The organism is Streptomyces sp. NPDC058678 (assembly GCF_042714835.1).
Lineage (GTDB): Bacteria > Actinomycetota > Actinomycetes > Streptomycetales > Streptomycetaceae > Streptomyces.
The window spans coordinates 13,533-32,090 of the sequence record NZ_JBHXSG010000061.1; the positions used below are offsets into that span (position 1 = coordinate 13,533).

18 protein-coding genes are annotated in these 18,558 nt (G+C 69.1%); 8 read left to right on the plus strand and 10 right to left on the minus strand.

All coding sequences use genetic code 11. The features are described 5' to 3' along the window. Positions 1–5 precede the first annotated feature (5 nt). The 9 genes from ACFWWR_RS38005 to ACFWWR_RS38045 form a co-directional block, all read right to left on the minus strand. Entirely contained in the window at positions 6–1,082 is a 1,077-nt protein-coding gene (locus tag ACFWWR_RS38005) for a hypothetical protein (protein WP_384169042.1), read from the minus strand. A gap of 73 nt (positions 1,083–1,155) precedes the next feature. Then, the gene (locus ACFWWR_RS38010) at positions 1,156–1,383 is read right to left on the minus strand and encodes a hypothetical protein (RefSeq protein ID WP_384169045.1); all 228 of its coding nucleotides are present in this window, start codon (positions 1,381–1,383) and stop codon (positions 1,156–1,158) included. A 735-nt stretch (positions 1,384–2,118) separates the two neighbouring features. Continuing rightward, positions 2,119–2,460 carry a hypothetical protein gene (locus ACFWWR_RS38015; RefSeq protein WP_384169047.1) on the minus strand — a complete coding sequence of 114 codons (342 nt, stop codon included), beginning with the start codon at positions 2,458–2,460 and terminating at the stop codon, positions 2,119–2,121. Positions 2,461–2,578: 118 nt separating this feature from the next. Beyond that, a complete protein-coding gene (locus ACFWWR_RS38020) occupies positions 2,579–3,457 on the minus strand; it encodes a hypothetical protein (RefSeq protein ID WP_384169050.1) in 879 nt (292 codons plus the stop codon). Between the two features lie 106 nt (positions 3,458–3,563). Beyond that, positions 3,564–4,397, minus strand: coding sequence for a DUF721 domain-containing protein (locus ACFWWR_RS38025; RefSeq protein WP_384169053.1), 834 nt, complete (start codon positions 4,395–4,397; stop codon positions 3,564–3,566). Continuing rightward, positions 4,394–6,628: a hypothetical protein gene (locus ACFWWR_RS38030; protein ID WP_384169056.1), complete on the minus strand. Its 2,235-nt coding sequence runs from the start codon at positions 6,626–6,628 to the stop codon at positions 4,394–4,396. The genes ACFWWR_RS38025 and ACFWWR_RS38030 overlap by 4 nt, the downstream gene beginning before the upstream one ends. 838 nt (positions 6,629–7,466) lie before the next feature. Beyond that, entirely contained in the window at positions 7,467–7,940 is a 474-nt protein-coding gene (locus ACFWWR_RS38035) for a helix-turn-helix transcriptional regulator (RefSeq protein WP_384169059.1), read from the minus strand. After that, on the minus strand, positions 7,937–8,509 hold the full coding sequence (locus ACFWWR_RS38040; RefSeq protein WP_384169062.1) for a GNAT family N-acetyltransferase: 573 nt from the start codon (positions 8,507–8,509) through the stop codon (positions 7,937–7,939). The genes ACFWWR_RS38035 and ACFWWR_RS38040 overlap by 4 nt, the downstream gene beginning before the upstream one ends. Before the next feature lie 8 nt (positions 8,510–8,517). Then, on the minus strand, positions 8,518–9,840 hold the full coding sequence (locus ACFWWR_RS38045; RefSeq protein WP_384169065.1) for a hypothetical protein: 1,323 nt from the start codon (positions 9,838–9,840) through the stop codon (positions 8,518–8,520). 221 nt (positions 9,841–10,061) lie between these two features. Between ACFWWR_RS38045 and ACFWWR_RS38050 the strand changes: the two genes are divergently transcribed. Continuing rightward, on the plus strand, positions 10,062–10,346 hold the full coding sequence (locus ACFWWR_RS38050) for a hypothetical protein (RefSeq protein WP_384169068.1): 285 nt from the start codon (positions 10,062–10,064) through the stop codon (positions 10,344–10,346). 110 nt (positions 10,347–10,456) lie between these two features. Here the strand turns inward: ACFWWR_RS38050 and ACFWWR_RS38055 are convergent, their stop codons facing one another. Further along, positions 10,457–11,764 carry a GNAT family N-acetyltransferase gene (locus ACFWWR_RS38055; RefSeq protein ID WP_384169071.1) on the minus strand — a complete coding sequence of 436 codons (1,308 nt, stop codon included), beginning with the start codon at positions 11,762–11,764 and terminating at the stop codon, positions 10,457–10,459. Between the two features lie 158 nt (positions 11,765–11,922). Here ACFWWR_RS38055 and ACFWWR_RS38060 point away from each other — a divergent pair, with 158 nt between their 5' ends. The 7 genes from ACFWWR_RS38060 (at position 11,923) to ACFWWR_RS38090 (ending at position 18,521) form a co-directional block, all read left to right on the plus strand. Beyond that, on the plus strand, positions 11,923–12,327 hold the full coding sequence (locus ACFWWR_RS38060; protein WP_384169074.1) for a hypothetical protein: 405 nt from the start codon (positions 11,923–11,925) through the stop codon (positions 12,325–12,327). 710 nt (positions 12,328–13,037) lie between these two features. After that, positions 13,038–13,283 carry a hypothetical protein gene (locus tag ACFWWR_RS38065; RefSeq protein ID WP_384169077.1) on the plus strand — a complete coding sequence of 82 codons (246 nt, stop codon included), beginning with the start codon at positions 13,038–13,040 and terminating at the stop codon, positions 13,281–13,283. A gap of 471 nt (positions 13,284–13,754) precedes the next feature. Next, positions 13,755–13,961, plus strand: a complete 207-nt coding sequence (locus ACFWWR_RS38070; protein WP_384169080.1) for a hypothetical protein — start codon at positions 13,755–13,757, stop codon at positions 13,959–13,961. 108 nt (positions 13,962–14,069) lie between these two features. Next, positions 14,070–14,531 (plus strand): hypothetical protein, encoded by a 462-nt coding sequence (locus tag ACFWWR_RS38075; RefSeq protein ID WP_384169082.1) that lies wholly within the window; start codon positions 14,070–14,072, stop codon positions 14,529–14,531. After that, positions 14,531–16,672, plus strand: a complete 2,142-nt coding sequence (locus ACFWWR_RS38080) for a hypothetical protein (protein ID WP_384169086.1) — start codon at positions 14,531–14,533, stop codon at positions 16,670–16,672. The genes ACFWWR_RS38075 and ACFWWR_RS38080 overlap by 1 nt, the downstream gene beginning before the upstream one ends. 170 nt (positions 16,673–16,842) lie before the next feature. Then, positions 16,843–18,342 carry a hypothetical protein gene (locus ACFWWR_RS38085; RefSeq protein ID WP_384169089.1) on the plus strand — a complete coding sequence of 500 codons (1,500 nt, stop codon included), beginning with the start codon at positions 16,843–16,845 and terminating at the stop codon, positions 18,340–18,342. Next, positions 18,339–18,521 carry a hypothetical protein gene (locus tag ACFWWR_RS38090; protein ID WP_093780598.1) on the plus strand — a complete coding sequence of 61 codons (183 nt, stop codon included), beginning with the start codon at positions 18,339–18,341 and terminating at the stop codon, positions 18,519–18,521. The genes ACFWWR_RS38085 and ACFWWR_RS38090 overlap by 4 nt, the downstream gene beginning before the upstream one ends. Positions 18,522–18,558 lie beyond the last annotated feature (37 nt).

The window sequence follows — 18,558 nt, forward strand, 5'->3', positions numbered from 1 at the left end:
GGGAACTACGAGGCGGTCGGCGTGGTGCGCTGGACGTGCAGGGGCGGCGGCAGCGGAAGCCGGAGCCCTGCCACCCCCCGGATGTTCAGTTCGCCGGCCTCTGCCCGGTGCAGCAGTTCGCCCGCGTTCTTCAGCGCCATGACGACCCGGGTGCGCAGGCGGGGGTGGAACGGCATGGCAAGCGGGACGAGGGCGGCGATGGCGGCCGGGTTCGGGATCGAGCTGTTGCGCAGCTCGCCGACGACCCGGTTGTAGGCGTAGCTGAGCTTGGGCGGCAGCTGAACGTGGGAGCGCTGCAGCGAGGACAGCAGCAGCGCCAGCATGTCCTCGTACGCGGTGCGCAGGGCGTTGATGCTGTCGTACGACACGATGTCGGCGGCGAACAGCCCGCGGCCGCGCTCGAGGCGTTCGAGGATGGCCTTGAGCATCTTCAGGTCGATGTCGCCGGCATACCGCAGGGGCCGCTCCACCCGGGCCAGCAGCTTGCCGCCTTCCACGCCTTCCCTCCAGGAGAAGCTGCTCAGGAGGTGGAACCACGCCTCCTGGCTCCGCAGGGAGTAGACGCCGCAGCCGATGAGGATCTGGTAGAGGATCTTCGCCTTCAGCGGGCGTGCTCCGCGCAGAACGGCCCCGTACGTGACATGGGAATAGCCGGGCGCTTGTTGGGCCAGGGTGCGGTGGCTGAGCCCGTTGAAGTCCAGCAGCGTCTTCAGGAGCTCGCGCAGCTCGGCTTCGTCGACGGCGTGCGGCGGGGTGAGGTTGCCGGTGCGCTCCCAGCGGCTCAGTGCCTCGCGGCACAGATCGCCCGAGAAGCCGGCGGCGGCCAGGCGCAGGTTCTCCCAGCGCGCACTCCAGCTCTCGGGATCGCCGCCGCAGGCCAGGATGTAGCCGTTGACGGTCGCCCAGGTGGGGAGCTTCTTGCCCGCGTGGGCGTTCGACAGCGTCGCGGTGGACAGCCCGCTGTGTTCGGCCATCAGCGCCAGCGGCGGGTCACCGGCCTCCTTGCGCAGCGCCTGGAGGTCGCGCGCGAAGGCCACCAGTGGGTCGTTGGTGTGGGGCAGTTGCTTCATGGGACGGGCCACGGCGTCCATCTCCTTCCCGAGCCCGGAACAGGACCGGGGCCCGTCGGTCAGACGGGCCCCGGCAGGGCATCGGTCAGAGCAGACGCTGACGCAGTTCGGCGGCCAGCAGACCGCCGGCCCCCAGGATGGCGAGAGCCTCCTCCAGCTTCATCCCGCGGGCGAGTAGGACGAACAGCGCGGCCAGGAGTATGACCAGCAGGAGTAAGGAGGCCAGCGGCGAGGACTTGGCGGTGCTCGCCGGGATGTGCGCGCACGGCCCGTTCTGCTCAGCAGGAACGGGCTCAGGAAGCAGGAACGACAAGGAAGTTGACTCCCAACAGGAGGCGGATGGTCAGCTAGCGGTCCGGAACTTGGTGCTCAAGTGCCTTGCAGGGCACGGGACTTGACTCACGCCAGTAGTTGCAGCCACAGGCGCCAGCGAATCCCACGTTACCCACGCTTACGCCTGACAATGCCGATTCAGTTCCCATTGGAGGCAGACCATAAATAAAGCGCCGACCTGTTATTTAAAGGTCGGAACGGAATTGTTCAAAGGATGGTTCGCCACCGGATTTAACAACCCGCGAATCTGCCTCATCAGTGCAGGTCAAGCGGGGTGGCGCTTGGACAGGGGAAAGTGTCTGCCTACAGCTCTTGGCCGGGACTCATTATCCCCCCATTCTTGAACTCGTTCCCACGTGCGCGACGCGCGCGGCCCGCGGGCCGCGCATGCGCGTACAAGAGAGGCGCAGGTCCAACGGTCCGGACACGCACCGCAGAACGCAGGAGGCCCCGTTGCAGCGGGGCACCTCCGCAAGGTGGCACGGCCAACAGGTCAGCCACTGGACTTCCTTCCGCCCGACGATGACGACTCTCGCGGGCCGAAGGGCGTACGGCAAGAGGGCAGGGCCCGGCGGGATCCGCCGGGCCCTGCTGCCATTAGCCCGTTCCGCACCCTTTCAGGTCGGCCTCACGCCCTCCAGGGCGATGTCCGGGGGCGCAACCTACGCCGTCCTGCCCAGCGGGGGCGTGGTCTCCCGGAGGTGATCAAATCGGACTACACACCGAGCTCGTAGTGGCTGACGCCGTCGAACACCGTCACGGTGCCGTCGCGGCCCACGGTTCCCCACGGCTGCTCCGACAGCGAGATGTTCTTGAAGGAGCCGCTGCAGCTCTCGCAGCAGTCGAACGAGTCCTGCCAGGCCGTTACGTCGGAATCCGTCGTCGGATTACGCATGGTGTGCCGGTCGTGGCCCTCGCAGTCCTCAGCCTGGCACGGCTCGCCGTGACCGCAGTCCGGTGTGCCACACGGGCACGGCTGGTCGCACTCCGCCGGCTCCCACTCCTGTGCCGCCATCGCACGCTGCTGCGGCGTCATGCCATTGGTGACCTTCGTCATGAGCACTCCCGTTCCTTTGCCCAACTCATCGTGCCACCAGCGGTGTTCACCCTCCAGACCGGTTGCGCCGCCCCGGCTCCTGTCGCCCACGCCGTTCCTGCAACCGGCTGGGGCGTGCTCAGCCGGGTCGATGCGGGGTGCCGAACTCCTGGTCGGTAAGAGTCCCGAGCACGGGCTGCGGAGCGACAGGAGCGGCGTAGGGGTCTCCGCAAAAGGGGCCAGCATCTATGTCAGGCGTGATCCAGGTACCGGTCCACCGCGGGTGGCGGTCGGTGATGGGGCTGCCGCACTGCGCGCAGAGCACCGCTGGGACGTCGTGTCGGCGCAGTAGGCGGGCGAGTTCGGCCCGCTGGAGCTCGGGGACGTGGTCGTAGTAGTCGAGCACGCCGGACATGGCCTGGGAGGTGTTCCAGGTAGCGGTTTCGACGGTGTCCTCCCAGGTGGTGTCCGGGCCGACCGCGTGGAGGAGACGCCATCCGAACACCGGCATGCCGGGCCCGTGCAATTCCGGCTCCTCGTGGAAGGACTGCGGAACAGAGGCGGTGTAGTCGGGGCGGACCTTGCGGATCTCGGCCTCCAGGACTGGCCGGAGCGCACTGTGAAGGTAGTGCAGGGCGGTGAGCACTCCGGCTACCATCCGGTCCCGGCCCTGCTCACCGGCCTGGTGCCAGGCGCACAGCAGAATTCCCTCAAGAGGGCCGCCGACGACGACGGCCTGTTCGACGACTGCGGTGCCATCGTCGGCCAGGAGGACACGGTGGCGCATCGTCGACCCGTCGATGCTGCCCGTCCACTCCACGCGCTCGCCGGCCTGCACGGCCTTCACCGCGTCTACGGGAGCGGGAAACCGTTCGCCGAGGTCTTCGAGCAAGTCGATGTCCCTCTCCGGGGCGTCGTCCCAATCCACCAGCTCCAAACGTGCGGGCTGGGCTGGAGCGGTCCGCACCGAGGCCCGTTTCTGGGGCGCCTTGCGGTCCTTCTTGCGCTTCTTCGGCATCCTCGTCAGTCTCCTTCACCGTCACGTGGCCTTCGATCCTTGCAGTCGACGGCGGCCCTCAAGGCCCCGATCACCCGACCCGGCGACAACAGCCCGCTGCTTCTGATCACGCCGTACGCTCCAACGTGACTGCCGCGCCCCCGGGGTGTCCCGCAGCGGTGCTGTCCTGCCGGGCTGCTCGCTCGGTACGGGCCCGGCGCAGCGCAAGGGTGCGGGTGGCCTCGGCTTCACGGCGGCGGTGGATGCGGCCCGCTTCGATCGGGGCCGGCTGGTCGTCCGAGGACACCTCCGGCTCCGGGAACGCGCGGCGGCTCAGCTCGCGCATCGCCCGGTTCTGGCGTTCAACTGCCTGCGCGATGCCCTGGTCCACCCGCCGCGCGGGCGCGACGGACTGGTGAGCGGCGAGCGCCTGGCGGTAGCCCTCGGACGCCAACTCGCGGGTTTTCACCGGACCGTTGGGCGCGGCCGCCGGGGCGACAGCGTCCGGTTCGGACACAGGCACCGACCCGGGTGCGAGGATCCGCAGGCCGCGCACGACCGTACGGCCCGCCGACTCGTTCGCCGCCTGGACGACGCGGGCCTGCTCCAGGCGCAGCTTGGTCGCCCAGGCCGCCGACTCCGGGCACACGGTGAGCCGGCCGGAGCTGGCGTCGTACCCGACCGCGGCGACGTGCCCGGCGAACTCGGGGGCGATGGCCTCCCACCGCTCCCGCAGCGAAGCGCCGGCGGCCGGGAGCTCCCACGCCCGCTCGTTCACCAGCATGCCGATCGCGGCACCGAGCCCCAGCGGCTCCCGCCCGCCGTGCCGCAGCACGGACGACGTGGTGCGCGGCTTCGCCTTCGCCGTACGGCCGTTGCCGCCGTTCTTCCGCGCCGTCTCCAGTGCGGCCCGCAACGCGACCCGGGCCAGGTCGACCCCCGACAGCTCGCCGCCGCTCATGACCGCTCCCAAGTGGTGTAGCCGAGGCTCAGGTGCCCGAGGCGGGACATCCGGGTCACCTGCGAGACGAACGCCCTCGTGAACAGCCGCTGCGCCGACACCTCGCCGTACCGGTCGATGTGGTCGACCACCAGCTGGTGGTCCTTCGCGGCGCGGTTGCGCCAGTCCAGGACCTGCTCGCGGGTCAGTTCCTCGAGGACCAGCGGCGCCTGGTCGACGACGTCGTCCTGCGGCTCCAGTGCGACGGCGGGTGCCGGGCGGGGAGCGGGCAGCACGACCGGGGCCGACGGCACGGCCGGCTCATCGATGGCGGGGCGCACGACCGCGGCTTCGGCACGGTCCTTGGCGGCCGCCGCCTTCCGGGCCCGGACTTGCTCCCAACGCTGCTCGCGGGCCCACGCCTGGACGGTCACGGTCTCGTGCAGCTGCCGCTCGGTCGCCGTACGGCGCTCCTCCGGCGAGGCGTACGGCATCGCGGCGTCGACGGCGGCCGCGACCGCATGGCGCCGTCCACGGCTATCGAACCGCCGGTCCTCGCACCGCGGGCACTCACGGCCCGAGTCGAGCAGCACGCCCTCGTCGCACAGCTTTTCGCCGCACTCCTGACGCTGGGGCAGAGCACGGCTGACCAGCCAGCCCACCGGGCTCGTGATCGGCGCGCCCAGACGCATCTGCTCCTCCAGGCGCCGGGTGAGGCGGTCAGCGAGGACCTGCGGCGCGTCGACGCGGCCCGCGAACCCCTCCACCAGGAGCAGCTCGGTACGAGTCGCGGACTCCACCAGCTTCCGGGCGCCCCGACGCTCCAGGCGCTCCCACACCAGCCTGACCGGCTCCAAGATCACCCGCAGGTCTTCCGGCGGCAGCGGCACCCGCCCCTGCTGCTGCCTGTTCTGACCCGCACCGTCCACGGCCCGCACCGAAGCGCCGGCCACCGACCCGCAGTCGCCCTCATCGCTGATCGACGGGGACTTCTCACGCTGTTCCCCGCGAAGCGGGCCACCGTCACCGTCGTCCAGCAGCAGCCGGCCAGCGGCAGCGGCTTCCGGGGCCTGGTCCTCGCACGTGCCCGCGCGCTCCGGCCGACCACCGGTCCCACCACGGCCTTCGCCGGAAAACCCACAAGAGAGCTCGAGAGACCCACCGGGAGTAACCCCAGAAGCGTGAGAGGCGTGAAGGTGTGCAGCAACGGCGAGGTCTGCCGTATCGGCCTCCTGGCCCTGCCCGGCACCCGAGACCCCAGTAACCGCAAGGGTCCCAGTGTCCTCGCCAGTCTCAAGATCTCCGGATGCAGTAGCAGCGAGGTCTGAAAACACGGCGTCGGCAGCCGCGCGGGCCTCCCGTACGAGCAGACCGTGCGCCTGGGCGACCGGCAGCAGCCGCACCCGGCTGCGCGCGTTCATCTGGGACGCCGTCTCGCGACGGTCCACCGTCACCGTGCCCCGCTCCTCCAGCCGAGCCAGGACCTTCGCCCCGCCCGACGGCGAGCAGCCCAGCAGTCGGCCGACCGTCGCCGCCGGACGGCCCCGCTCGGTGTCCACCGACCCCGGGCACAGCTTCAGCCAGCCCTTGGAGTTCGTCGACAGCACCATCAGCAGCAGCCCGAGCCGGTCCGTGGCCGCCCCGCGCCCCGTACGGTCCGCGAGCATCCCGGCCGGAGTCACCCGCCCGTCCTTGTGCGTCCAACCCGGCGCGAACAAGACCTCGATCAGCTTGAGCAGCACCGCCAGCTCCACCCGCGACAGCGCCAGGACGTGCCGCCGGTCCCCGGCCTGCTGCGCCCGGTACATCGGGATCACCCAGCACTCCAGGCCCGTCGCCCGCCCGGCCGCGCTGTTCGTCTCGTTCGACCCGAGCACGCCGCGGTCGCGCAGCTCCGGCAGCACCGTGTGCGCGACCCGGGACTTCCCCAGCCCGAGCCATCGGCCCAGCTCCGCAGTAGTGATCTCCGTGCTGTAGTCGGCAGCGACCCGGGCCTTCGCCAGCAGCACCACCGACGCCAGCCGCGTGGCGTCACACGCCCCGTCCAGCGCCGGGGCCGACACGAGCGCACGCACCGCCGCGAGCAGCCGCGTGCGCATCGTCTCCGTCAACTGGAGCGGGTTGCCCAGCTCCAGCGGAACGACCGGACCGGCCTGAGCCGGAACCGACCGAAGCCGAGAGCGCGGCGCCCCGCCGATGAACTCCGAGCGAGGGGGCACGAGCGGGGCGGCCCACGCCGCGACCGCGCTCACTGGACACCCCGCAGAGACGTCAGAACATGATCCATCCAGCGACCATGGACCAGATCACCTGTGGATAGATTCTGGTCAGCCGCGGATACCCCCGGCGTTCCCGCACGGCGGGCAACAATCTTGGAACCCGTCCCGCCACACGGGACGACACCCTCCCGGACGCCGCCGCCGACGAAGTTGTCGACGACCTCCGAGAGCGGGTGCACGAGCGGGGCGGCAGACACCGCGACCACGCTCATCGAGCAGCCCCTGAAAGAGCTGCTCTTGGAGCTTCCTACTGGAAGACCCTCTTCCTGTACGAAGCGGGTAAAGAGGGAGGACTCGGGCGACGATCCCGTCACACGGGAAGCCCGCCATGCCTGAACCGGTGTGAAACGGACAGGGTCAAGCTGACAGGGGGACACCACTTCGGGCACTATGAGAAACGACCTGCTCTCCATATAGCTGGACCGACCAGAGCCCTCGGGCCCGGACGAACCAGATGTGCGGATGGGTTGGGATCGCCCCCTTCGTGAGAAGCGGGCGGACACCGATCGGGTGGGGGGAGATTTCTCCTCCCCTCCCGGTCCTGCTGAACCGCGAAGCCCCTGTGGTGGGGGCCCGCGGGTAATGCGGATCGGTACTGCTACGGCTGTGGTGGCCGTGGTAAGCGGCCGGTGGTGGTGGCCCTGGTAAGGGGCCGGTGGAGATATGAGCGGCTCAATGAGCCGCGGCTCAGGACCAGCTGGAACTGGGACCTGAGCGACCGACACGGCGGTAAGCCGTTCGGTAGACGGGCCGCGCGAGGCCAGCGGATTGGTAGTCCGTTTCTTGGCGCGCGCGGCCGATGGCCACTAGGTCATCCCGACCCCCCTTCGGAGGCCGGCGTCGCGCTGCCCGCATCCAGCTCTGCGGCATCCGGGTATCGCTCCGCGAGCCTCTTGAGGAAGTGCTTGTAGACCGCGCGGTGAGGTCGCCGCGGGTGTGACTCCCCCAGCTCCCAGCGAGCCACCGCGAGGCGCTTCACGCCCACGGCCTCCGCAACTTCCAGCTGTGTGAGACCGGCAGCGAGACGCAGCTGCTGCCGCACGCGCGGCGGCGGTAGGACGTCATCGAGTAGGGCGTCCACCCGCTCCAAGGGGCTCGCGTCGGACATGGCCCAGCCTTTCAAGATCGATGAACTCCTGAAAGATACACGATGGGAGTGATCTTTGCCATCGCCGAACGATGCGCCGATAGTGTCGTGTTCAGATCGGGCCTCTTCGAGACGACAGCTGGCGGTCAGTGACGCTGCGACCGACCGCTGCTGTACGTGTGACTTCGCCCTCGTCATCGGCGCTTCTCCGGACCCAAGTCGCCATCACAGCTCCACTCGTGGGCGAGTGCGGAGAACAACACGCTGTCGCGCCACTGCCCGTTGGTGAACACGTGGTCCCGCAGCGTGCCTTCGCGGGTGAAACCGAGCTGCTGCGCGATGGCGATCGAGGCGGTGTTGTCCGGGCCGATCGCTGCGGTGATCCGGTGAAGACCGAGCTCCTTGAACCCGTACGTGACCAGAGTGCGGGCCGCGTCCGTGGCGTAGCCGTGGCCCCACTCCTTCGCTGCGATGGCGTAGCCCAGCTTCCCGGCCTGGACGCCGCTGAGCCCGATCCTGGCGAAGCCGATCACGTGGTCGTCGTCGCGCTTGGTCACCCCAAGGTAGAACTCGGTCCGCGGCTCCTGCCGAGCGCGCTCGAGCGTGCCCTCGATCATGGCGACGGCCTGGTCACGGTCACGGCTGTCGAAGCTGAGCCACGTCGTGACTTTGTCGTCACCGATGATCCCCAGGACGTCGTCGACGTCCTGCATGGAGAACTCCCGCAGCACGACGGTGCTGCCGGTGACGCGGATCGGATACGGCAACGGGACTCCTAACGGGGCAGGGACTTCAGGGGCGTACGGGTGAAGATCTCGATCTGCTCCTGCAGGTCGGCGCCGGCGTCGGCGAGCGGCGAGTCCCGCAGCGCGCGGTGTACCCGCTGCGTGCAGTTGATGATTCCGTTGATGCGCTGTTCGGGATCGAGCCCGAGGACCGGTGCAACGGCCTCTTCTGCGCCTTCCAGCTCGCCGCCCTGGATGCGCGCGATGGCCAAGGCGCTGTGGGAGCCGGCCTGGTCGCCGAAGGCCCACTCCGGTGACGAGTTGTCCGCATAGGCCGCAACGGCCCGCGTGGCATAGTCGCCTGCGGCTTCAGCCTGCGACGGCAACCACGACAGGGCTTCGGCCGCGTAGTAGATCTGCCGGGCGCGGCCGAAGCTGCACAGGCCCCCCAGCTCGTCGACCTCGTCCTCCTGGACGAGGTCCCACGCGTTCTCGGCTCGTTCGATCGCGGCCCGCGCCGCGTTCGCGTTACCGAGGGCTGCCCAGGCGCGGGCCTCGTTCATCGGCAGCCACACACTGGAGGTGTTGGTCGCAGCGAACTCGGCGCCGGACTGGGCGTACTTGACGGACTCGCGCGTGCGGCCAGCCCAGTACGAGACCAGGGACTGGATGCCACGGATCCACGCGCGCAGGCCGTTGTGGTCGGCGTTGTCCGCGCAGACGAACGCCGTCCGCGCCTGGGTCAGGGCCGCGTGCGGGTCGGCGAGGTCGTGCGAGGCTTTCGCGAGCAGTCCCCCGGTTACCCCGGCGAGGAAGTACAGCTGGCGCGCCTGAGAGGGGCGGCGCTGCTGTTCCAGCAGGGTGAAGACCGTGTCCTGCGTTGTGATCAGGTCGGGCAGCAGCTCCGACAGGGGCAGCTGGGGGTAGTCCGTCGCCAGACGCTGAACGTCCGCGTGTACCTGTTCCATGACGTCGGACGTCAGCTCCGTCTGACCTGCTGCAAGGGCGAAACTCTTAGCGCGTCGTGCTGCCATTTCAATCATCTCCCGGTCCGCAGTCGGCTGCCCTGTGGCCAGGACCAGCCCCGTGGATTCGTCCACCGCCGGTAAGGCTTCGCCGCCCCAAGGGGCGAGAAGCGCATCGAGCGGCTTGCCGAACATCTGTTGCAGAACACGGCGCATGACTGGGGTGGTGCTGGCCCGCTCTCCACTGGCCAGCCGCCGCAGGTGCCGAGTGCTGAGGGTGACGTCTTCACCCAGCTCTCCGGCGAGACGCCCGAAGTCACGGACGATCTCTTCGTACGTGCGCGGCTGCTGGCGCAGCAGGAACTCCAGCGTGGTGCGTGGATCCCCCTTGCGTGCGTTGCCGGCCACCGGTCCTCCCGAGTCACGAATACGTGCTCTGCAGCGCCAGTGTCGTGCTGCAACGACGGCTAGTCAGCAGAGCGAGAGCCCTTGTCCGGCTGCGGTCCTCTTCATGTCCCGGACTGGTCCGGTACGGGGCCGCTGCCGGACCTCGTTTGGTCATGCTCCCCCATCAGACGGTTGTGATCAGCAAATTCATTCGATCCAGCGGCGAGTTGAGGAGGGGCACCATGACCGACAACCGGCACCTGGTGACCGACGCGCACGGCCGCTCCACGGACTTCACGACCAACGCTCCCGTCACCGGCTGCCGCTGTGGCGGTCGCGGGCAACTGCCGAAGTCGCGGCACTGGGCCAAGGCGGCTGTAGCCATCGTGGCGATCCTGACGGCGGGCCTGGTCGTGGTGGCCCTGCTCCTGGTGGTCCGCGAAATCGTCATGGCGGTGGTCGGAAGCGGCGTCACGGGCTGGCTCCTCAAGGCCCTGTTCACGCCGTCTGACCGGCAGGAGCGCTAATGGCGATGGCCGGTACCCGAAGTCATGCAATCTCGGCGCTGCGGGTTGTTGATTCCGCTCCCCAGACGGACAACAACCCGCGGCGCCTGGATGGCACGAAGCCCAACCCATCAAGCGTCCCGGGTGTTCAGTTCGGGACCTGCCCCACGGACTTCACCAGCCGGGCGCTGGAAGAGAGCCCCGCTGCGCCGGCTCTCAGCTTCGACGGTCCGAACATGGCTGAAGTTGCGGGAGCCGTAGTAGCGATGCAGGCCGCCGTTGTCTTTCCAGGCGTCAAGGCGCAGCCATTGTTTGCCCTGGGCGGCAGCCTGCTGGCTTGCCCAGTCGAGCATTGCGGAGCCCAGCTCCTGGCCGCTGACGTCACGCCGCACAGCCATGCGGTGCACGTACAGCGCGGGCTCAGCTGCCTCCTCCGGGCTCCAGAAGTCTGCGTCCGCACGGTCGTCAACGGTGATAGTGGCGATGGGGACTCCGTCGTCCTCAACGATCCAGCATTCGTGAGCTGCGATGTTCTCCTCAATGCGTTCTTCGCGGGGCGGGTACTGCCACTGGTCGATGCCCTGGCTAGCCAGCCACGAGGCGGCGTGCTCCCAGAGCTCAATCACTGTGTCCAGGTCGTCTTCGCCAGCAGGTCGGATCGTTGGGTTGGATGCGAGCTGGGGCTTGCTGCGCTCGTACACCAAGACGTGCCGGTCGCCAGGCAAAACGTTGACGACGGTGCGGACCGGCTTGCCGTCCTGGGTGTATCCCGTGCACAGATGGACCGCGACGGGAGTGCCAGGACCGAGCTGGAGTCGGTCGGCTTCGTCAGGCGTCGGCATCCGGATGTGGATCTCGTCCAGGGCTCGGACCTGCTCGTGGCCCAGTTCAGCCAGGACGACGTTGGCGCCACGGGCGATGTCATCTGGGTTCATGATCTCGCTGTTCTGCACCAACGCGAGCGGGAAATGGGAGTCGTTCGTGTTGTACGGAACTCCGTCGATGATCCGGACGCGGCGTCGCACGGCCACCAATTCGCCCTCGTCCAGCTTCAGTCGCTCGCGGACATCACGCGACGGCGCGATGACGCTCACCTCGATGTGCTGGCTGGCCTCCCGGCCCTCCTGCGACATCTGGGTAATGAAGGCGTCCATCTCTGGGGACAAGGGACGTTTCCGGAACTCCCCTTGGGGCCGGTAGACCATAGGCCGGCGGCTGCGCACGAAGTATCCGCGGGGGCGATCGCTGATGATCAACCCCTCGTTGACGAGGACCTTGAGGCCCTGCACGGCGGTCGATCTGGTGGTGTCCCACCGGTCTGCGATCTCGGCTTCGGTTGGCAGTCGTGCGCCTGGCCCGAGGGTGCCGTCGGCGATTTCGGCGCGGATCCCGTCCGCGATGCGCTGGTAGAGGGCGCGCGCCCTGCCGCTGACTGCCATGGGAGATGTCTACCGCCCTAGTAATGAGTAGTCAATCTAGCCGATGTCGGTTTCGGGGCTTGACCTGCCGTCGCTCTCAGTGCAAGCATCAGCGCATCGGGCATTGAGTAGTCAATCTACTTCGCCTAGTCCATCGGTCCTGCCTGGAAGGAAAACCCGTGAACCTCACCAGCCGCCCCGCCGCCAGCCTCGCCACCGAGGACTTCGACATTGAGACCCAGGAGTTGCTGGCAGCGATCGAGGTGGAGCTGCCGGATTTCGGCGACGTCGACCTGGACGTCGCGTTCGGTACGCCGCTGGAGCTGCACGAGTTCGTGACCCCGGGCGAGCTGGCCCGCTGGGACGCCGCCTCCAGCCTGAAGAAGGGCCGGAAGGCCGCGCAGGACAAGGTCGCCCACGACTTCGCGGCGCGCAGGGCGGCTGCCGAGGACATCCTCGCGACGGATCCCTCGATCACCGAGCTGGTCCGTGAGCGCCTGGTCGACGCGCTCCTCCCCTACGCCGCGCAGCTGCGCATCGCGCCGTCGGTCGCCGCCACAGAGCCCCTGCCGCTCGCGGCCTAGCTCCAGCCGGGTCCTCACGGACCCGGCTCCCCCACCCGGAACCGCCCTCGGGCGGCGCCGGATGAGGGAGCCGGAACCTCGGTCCCCCAGCACAGACCGACCAGATCGCCGCAGGGCCACGCCAGGAGCGAGCCCCGGGACGAGACGGCGGAAACGCCCGGATGGACCCTCAACAGCCGTGATTGGCCGGGGGTTTTGAAGGAAGCGTCCGTACTTTGAGAACTCCATAGCGATCATGCGGGGCTGACGCGAGAGGCACGCCTGCTCTCCCCCTACGCACGGCACGCCGTTCCCGGTCACCGGGGACGGGGGGAAGGACCGGGAGCTGACCAGTTCGATGCACCACCGGCTGGATGGCAAGCGGATCGACCAGCGTGGCCCCAAGCATGTGGCGAGATGAGACAGATCGCCCCCGAGACAAGCCGGGTGAAGCCTTGTCCCCGCGGCCCGACCTTGCCCGTCGCACCCACCAATCCGGTGGCGTGAAGCCGCAGCTGAGGCGCCGTACCAACCACGGCGCGCGTCACAGCTCAACATGACGCACCGGGAACCGACCCGGCACCGCCTGCAGAAGGCAACAGGCGCGCTACCGCGCCCCTTTGAACCAGCAGCCCCGCGCTGCCCAGTCGCTCACCGCCCGCTTCGGCGGTCGGTGAGCGGTGGAGAGCGCGGAGGACACCCGCTCCACCACCCACCCGGCAGGAGAGCCCATGGATTCCCTGATCAACCACCAGTTCTTCGGCGCGACCCCGGCGACCCGCTACAACGTCGCCGGGCTGAGCTCGGAGGAGGCATACCGCCTGATCGGCGCGAACACGGTGGCCGGCTTCGAGCCGGTCGTGCACACCCGGACCGCGAAAGGCGAGCAGCTGCGCACCCGGGACGGCAACCGCCTCACCGTCGTCGCGCTGCACGGCACCAGCGTGATGAGCGCGCTCGAGTTCGTCCAGGTCTGACGGCTGCCTGATCCGCCCGCACCGGCCACGGCCGGAACGGGCGGTGACGGGGAGCCGGACAGCCCGTCCCGCACCACAAGGACGGCCCCGAGGATCGCACCCCCGAGGCCGTCAGGACCTGATGTGGAGGCCCGATGAACATCCTCACACGCAACCAGGCCGACGAGGCACTGCGCAGGGCGCAGGAGGCCGACCGCCGTAACGCTCAGGGCGGTGGTCAGCGATGACCGACGCCGAACGCGCGGAGCTCTCGCGGAAGAACGCGGAACAGAACCGGCAGTCGAGCGGATCGAACGCTGGCAAGAAGTGACCCTCTGACCCTGCCCCGCTTCCTGCGTTGCCCAGTCGCCACCGGCCCGCCCCGCGCGGTCCGGTGGCGGTGGAGAGCGAAGGAGCACCCGCTTCCCCAGCTCTGTTCGGCCCTCGCGGCTGGAGAGCACTTTCCCCGACTCCCCGTCCTTGGAGGACCTCGTGATTGCACTGCCCCTCTTCCTGCTCGCCGGCGGCTTCACCTACCTGTTCTGGCGCTCCGACATGCGAGCGGGCGTCCTGATCGCCGCGCTCGTGTGCGGCTACGCCCTGGCGACGTCGCCGCTCGCGAAAGCGATCGACGGCATCGGCACCGGCATCGGCGCCGCGATCTCCAGCGCCAACGACAGCACCGCCTCCAGCAAGTGACTCCTGCCGCTTGCCCGTGGCTCCGCACCGCGAGGTGCGGGCCCGCGGGGAGGTGACAGCCCCCGACCCGTCCGCACGACCCCCGACCTGGAAGGAACCCACCCCGACATGAGCGACAGCGACAGCGGCGAGAAGCTCGGCTCGAACCTCTCGGAGCTCATCAAGCAGCTGGAGAAGATCGAGTTCACGAGCGACCGCGACCTCTACCAGTACGCCCGGATCCTGCGGGCGATCGGCCTGGAGCTCCACATGCGGATCGGCATGGACGCGGACATGGTCGGCGCCATCCTCGCCCAGTACAAGGGCAAGTGGTGGACCTTCGGTGCCCAGTCCAAGATCCGCGCGAAGCTGGTGTCCGCCCACCTCAAGGGCGGCGCGTCCGCCGCGAAGGTCTTGGGCCTGAGCGGCGTCAAGATGTACGCCTCCTTCGTCCGCCACTTCATCCAGCCCGAGATCGAGGCTGAGCGGAAGGCGCGCGAGGGCAAGGGCTCGAAGAAGCCCGGATTCTCCATCGGTGACAAGCCCAAGGGCGCCGCCGGGCGTCCGGGCGAGGCCGGAAGGGCAGCGTGATGGCACGCCGTATCTCCGCACGAGCGAAGAAGATCGACACCCGTACCGAAGAGGAGCAGGAGTCCTCGAGGAAGGCATGGGTCACCTACGGCGGGCCGTGGGGCATCAACATCGGCGGCTGCATCGTCGCTGAGACCGCCCACGTGCTGCTCGCCACCACCCCGGCCTCCCTGGCGCTCGCCGCGCTCGGTCTGGCCGGCACCGGCGCGGCCCTGGCCAAGCTGATCAACCACATGGACGTCAAGGCCAAGCGCGACAAGGACGTCCGCTACCTCCACCAGGTCAACGCCGTCGCCACCACGGCCGGGGTCACCCTCGGCACCGTGGTGGGCCTGGAGTCCGGCGCCACGATGGGCGCCTGGATGCTCGCCGGGTCCGGCCTGTGCATCGCCAACCACCTCTGGTCGGCGCTGCACAAGAAGGGCGCGGGAGAGAAGGCCGACGGCAAGTGGGCCAAGCTCGAATCCGAGATCGGCCTGGCCAAGCACGAGCTCCAGGAGGCCAAGTCCAACGGCAAGGGCACGGTCGTCGCCAAGATCGAGGCGAAGGACGGGGCTACAGCGGACGAGTTCGCCCGCCGTATCCCCGCCATGACCTCCGCGCTCAAGCTCGGACAGGGCCGCATCACCCACACCGTCGATGACGACGACGCCTCCTTGATCACCATGCGGGTCCAGGTCGCCGACCTCCTCAAGGAGGGCTTCGCCTGGCCCGGCCCGAGCGCGTTCGGCGCCGGGTTCGGCGACCTGCCGATCAACCTCGGACGGTACGAGGACGGCGAGACGCTCAAGCTCAACCTGCCCGGCATCCTCAACGACCCGCAGGAGGTCAAGGGCGGCGAGAACGTCGAGCACTGCGTCGCCCAGGGCGTCAACGGCGCGGGCAAGACGGTCGGCAACTCGATCATCGTGACCGAGGCCGCCACCCGCACCGAGGTGTCCGTCATCGTCATCAACTGCTCGAAGTTCATGCAGGACTACGGGCACGTCCGGCACGCCGCCGACATGGTGATCACCAACGAGAAGGACGCCCGCCGGTTCTTCAAGCAGATGCACACGGTCATCAAGGCCCGCGGCGAGTACCTCGCGGCCAAGGGCCTGGCCAAGTGGAAGCCGGGCTGCGGCCTGAACTTCCTGCTGATCATCGGTGAGGAGGCCGCCGACTTCGCCGACGGCGAGGCGTACAGCAAGGTGCTGCGCACCCTGCGCTCCACCGGCGGCTGGTTCCTCTCCTCCATCCAGCGCGCCACGCACGACCAGATGGACACCACGGCGCGCTCCAACCACCCCGCCGGTATGGCCTACGGCCTGTCCGACGGGGCGGAAGCCCAGTACGTCCTGCCGCCCGAGGCGATCGACGCCGGCGCCTTCCCCGGCTGGGCGAACAGGAAGCCCGGCTACCTGTACGCGGCCGGGATGGGCATCGACCAAGACCGCTGGGCGGTCACCGCCCGCACCTACAACGCCGACCGCCCCACCCTGGCGGCCGCCGTCACCGCGGGCATGAACGTGCGCACCCCCATGGACGAGACGACCGCGACCGCGTTCGGCGCGCTGTGGGCCAACCGCACCTTCTACACCACCCCGCTCCTGGAGGGCGACGTCGACGGAGCCGGCGCCTTCCCCCAGCAGCCGGCCGCCCCCGCCGCCCCGGCGGCGGACACGGCCTCCGAGTACGACGCCGACGAGGACGAGGAGGACGAGGACGTGGAGATCGACCCGGACCTGCTCGCGAAGGAGACCGAGGACTTGGACGAGGAACTGCGGCAGATCCTGGCCGCCGACCCCGAGCCCGGCGCGTACGACCACCTCAGCGTCGAGAAGGAGATCGAGGCCCCGGCCGACGACGCCCCGGTCTTCCAGCTGCCCGGCGCGGTGGCCGACGAGGACAAGCTCTCCCCCGAAGACACCAGGGACGCCATCTTTGCGCGCCTGGATTCCTGGGTGCGCGAAGGCAAAGACAGCTTCGAGCCCAAGGAGCTCAACGACCTGTGGATGCGGGTCAACAAGAAGGGCGCCCGCGACTGGTGGAACCGCCTGAAGAAGCAGCTCCTGGACGACGGCGTCATCGTCAAGGACGAGTCGGAGGAGGGCTACGGATCGTACGACCTGATCCGCTCCCCGCTCGAAAACGGCAACTGAGAGTCACCATTCCCGGGAGGGGCCGCACAGCGCACACCGCACTGTGCGGCCCCTCCCTCCCCCTAGGAACTTTCCAGTGTGCAGGCCCGCACACAGATGATTGATCCCGGTTTGCACCCTGTGCAGTGTGCGCCGCACACTCCCCCCGCACATTACGGAAGGTAGTCAGAATGAGCGCCCCGACCGTGCCCCGGCCGAAGCAGGCCGGGGCCCCCAGAAGCCCCGCGCCCGTCAGTGCGGAGGACGCCAGCAAGGCCCGGAAGTCCATCGCCAAGCTGGACGAGGTCCTGGCCATGGTCACCAAGGCGCTGCTCACCCTCGGGGGCGGCGCTTTGATCTTCACTTGTGTGAATGTGACCCTGTTCGGCATCTCCCACGAGATCCCCTGGTACATCGCCTGGATGCTGGACCCGCTGGCCAGCCTCGCCCTGATCACCGTCCTGTACGTCGACGGTGTCCTCGCAGAGCACGGCGGTGACTACAAGCCCGGCGGCTGGCCGTTCCTGCTGCGCTGGACCGCCGGCCTGTCGACCTGGGTCATGAACTGCTGGACGTCGCTCTACCCGGACGGCCACTTCCACGCCATCCCGCAGAAGCCGGACGCCGGCGGAATCCTGCTCCACTCCGTCGCCCCGGCCCTGCTGATCCTGCTCGCGGAAGCCGCCACCGGCTACCGCAAGTACGCGACCAGGAGGCGCGGCGAACTGACCGCGATCATCGCGCAGTTCGAGAGCGCGAAGGCCACGGAACGCGAGGCCGCCGAAAAGCGAGCCCGCGAGAAGGAAGAACGCGAGGCCGCCGCCAAGCGCGAGGAGGCAGAACGCGAGGCCGCCGCGAAGCGTCAGGAGGCAGAACGCGAGGTCGCCCGGCGCGAACGCGAGGAAAACGCGAGGCTCGAAAACGAGCGGCGGCAGGCAGAAATCGAGGCAGCCTCTCGCACCCGCCGCGAAGAAATCGAGGCAGAACGCGAGCGGCTCGCACTGACCGAGCGCACCGCAGAAATCGAGGCGACGCGGCGCAAGACCGAGGCTGAGATCGAGGACCGCCGCCGCCGCGAGGAGTGGGAGCGGGAGCAGGCCGAACGGGACCGGGAGGCCGCTCGCCAGGCCGAGATCGTCAAGGCCGAAGCCCAGGCAGAGGCGTTGCGCAAGGAAGCCGAAGCCCAGGCAGAGGCGCTCCGCAAGGAAGCCGAAGCCGCCGCTGAGGCCGAACGGATCAAGGCCGAAGCCGAAGCCCGCGCCCTGGAGGAAGCCGAGAAGCTCAAGCGGCAGCGCGCCCTGGAGCGGGCCGCCACCAAGGCTCGCGGAACCTCGGAAAGTGGAGTCGCCCGCGCCTCGATTTCTGCGGGCCGCGCCTCGGAAAGTGGGGTCGCGCTCAGCGCGGTGCCCGCCCTGACCGCCTCGGAAAACGGCGGTCGCGTTCCTCGCGAAGTGCGCGAGAAGCAGCGGGACGAAGCCGAGCGGTACATCGCGAAGTGCTCGCTGTCCGGCATCGCGCCGGACCTGGAGCGCCTCGGAAACCAGTACGGCAAGGGCGAGACGTGGGTCGGAGACCGCGTCCGCGCCGCGAAGAAGCGCCTCGCGGAAGAGGACGGATTCGAGGAGTCGGTCATCGCCGACGCCCTGGACGTCTTCGAGGACGACGACAGCGACAGCGCCGGTGCGGCATGACTCACCGGCCCGAAGAAGAGGAAGAGGACACCGTGGACACGGACTTCGAGTTCGACTTCACCCACCTGGGCACCGAGCCGGTCGCCCTGCTCCCCAAGGCCGGCCCCGGGCACCCGCCGACGATCCTGCTGCGCCGGGACGAGCTGCTGCCCACGCGGTGGCGCCAGCTCACCGACTGAAGCGCACACCCACTGAGCTTCGACGGCTCCACTGGCC

Bases quoted from the DNA above. Each gene is read 5' to 3' on its own strand.
- ACFWWR_RS38065 (WP_384169077.1), top strand. From the start codon at position 13,038: ATGGATTCCCTGATCAACCACCAGTTCTTCGGCGCGACCCCGGCGACC.
- ACFWWR_RS38075 (WP_384169082.1), top strand. From the start codon at position 14,070: ATGAGCGACAGCGACAGCGGCGAGAAGCTCGGCTCGAACCTCTCGGAG.
- ACFWWR_RS38035 (WP_384169059.1), bottom strand. From the start codon at position 7,940: ATGACGAGGGCGAAGTCACACGTACAGCAGCGGTCGGTCGCAGCGTCA.
- ACFWWR_RS38020 (WP_384169050.1), bottom strand. From the start codon at position 3,457: ATGCCGAAGAAGCGCAAGAAGGACCGCAAGGCGCCCCAGAAACGGGCC.
- ACFWWR_RS38015 (WP_384169047.1), bottom strand. From the start codon at position 2,460: ATGACGAAGGTCACCAATGGCATGACGCCGCAGCAGCGTGCGATGGCG.
- ACFWWR_RS38085 (WP_384169089.1), top strand. From the start codon at position 16,843: ATGAGCGCCCCGACCGTGCCCCGGCCGAAGCAGGCCGGGGCCCCCAGA.
- ACFWWR_RS38050 (WP_384169068.1), top strand. From the start codon at position 10,062: ATGACCGACAACCGGCACCTGGTGACCGACGCGCACGGCCGCTCCACG.
- ACFWWR_RS38025 (WP_384169053.1), bottom strand. From the start codon at position 4,397: ATGAGCGGCGGCGAGCTGTCGGGGGTCGACCTGGCCCGGGTCGCGTTG.
- ACFWWR_RS38090 (WP_093780598.1), top strand. From the start codon at position 18,339: ATGACTCACCGGCCCGAAGAAGAGGAAGAGGACACCGTGGACACGGAC.
- ACFWWR_RS38055 (WP_384169071.1), bottom strand. From the start codon at position 11,764: ATGGCAGTCAGCGGCAGGGCGCGCGCCCTCTACCAGCGCATCGCGGAC.
- ACFWWR_RS38080 (WP_384169086.1), top strand. From the start codon at position 14,531: ATGGCACGCCGTATCTCCGCACGAGCGAAGAAGATCGACACCCGTACC.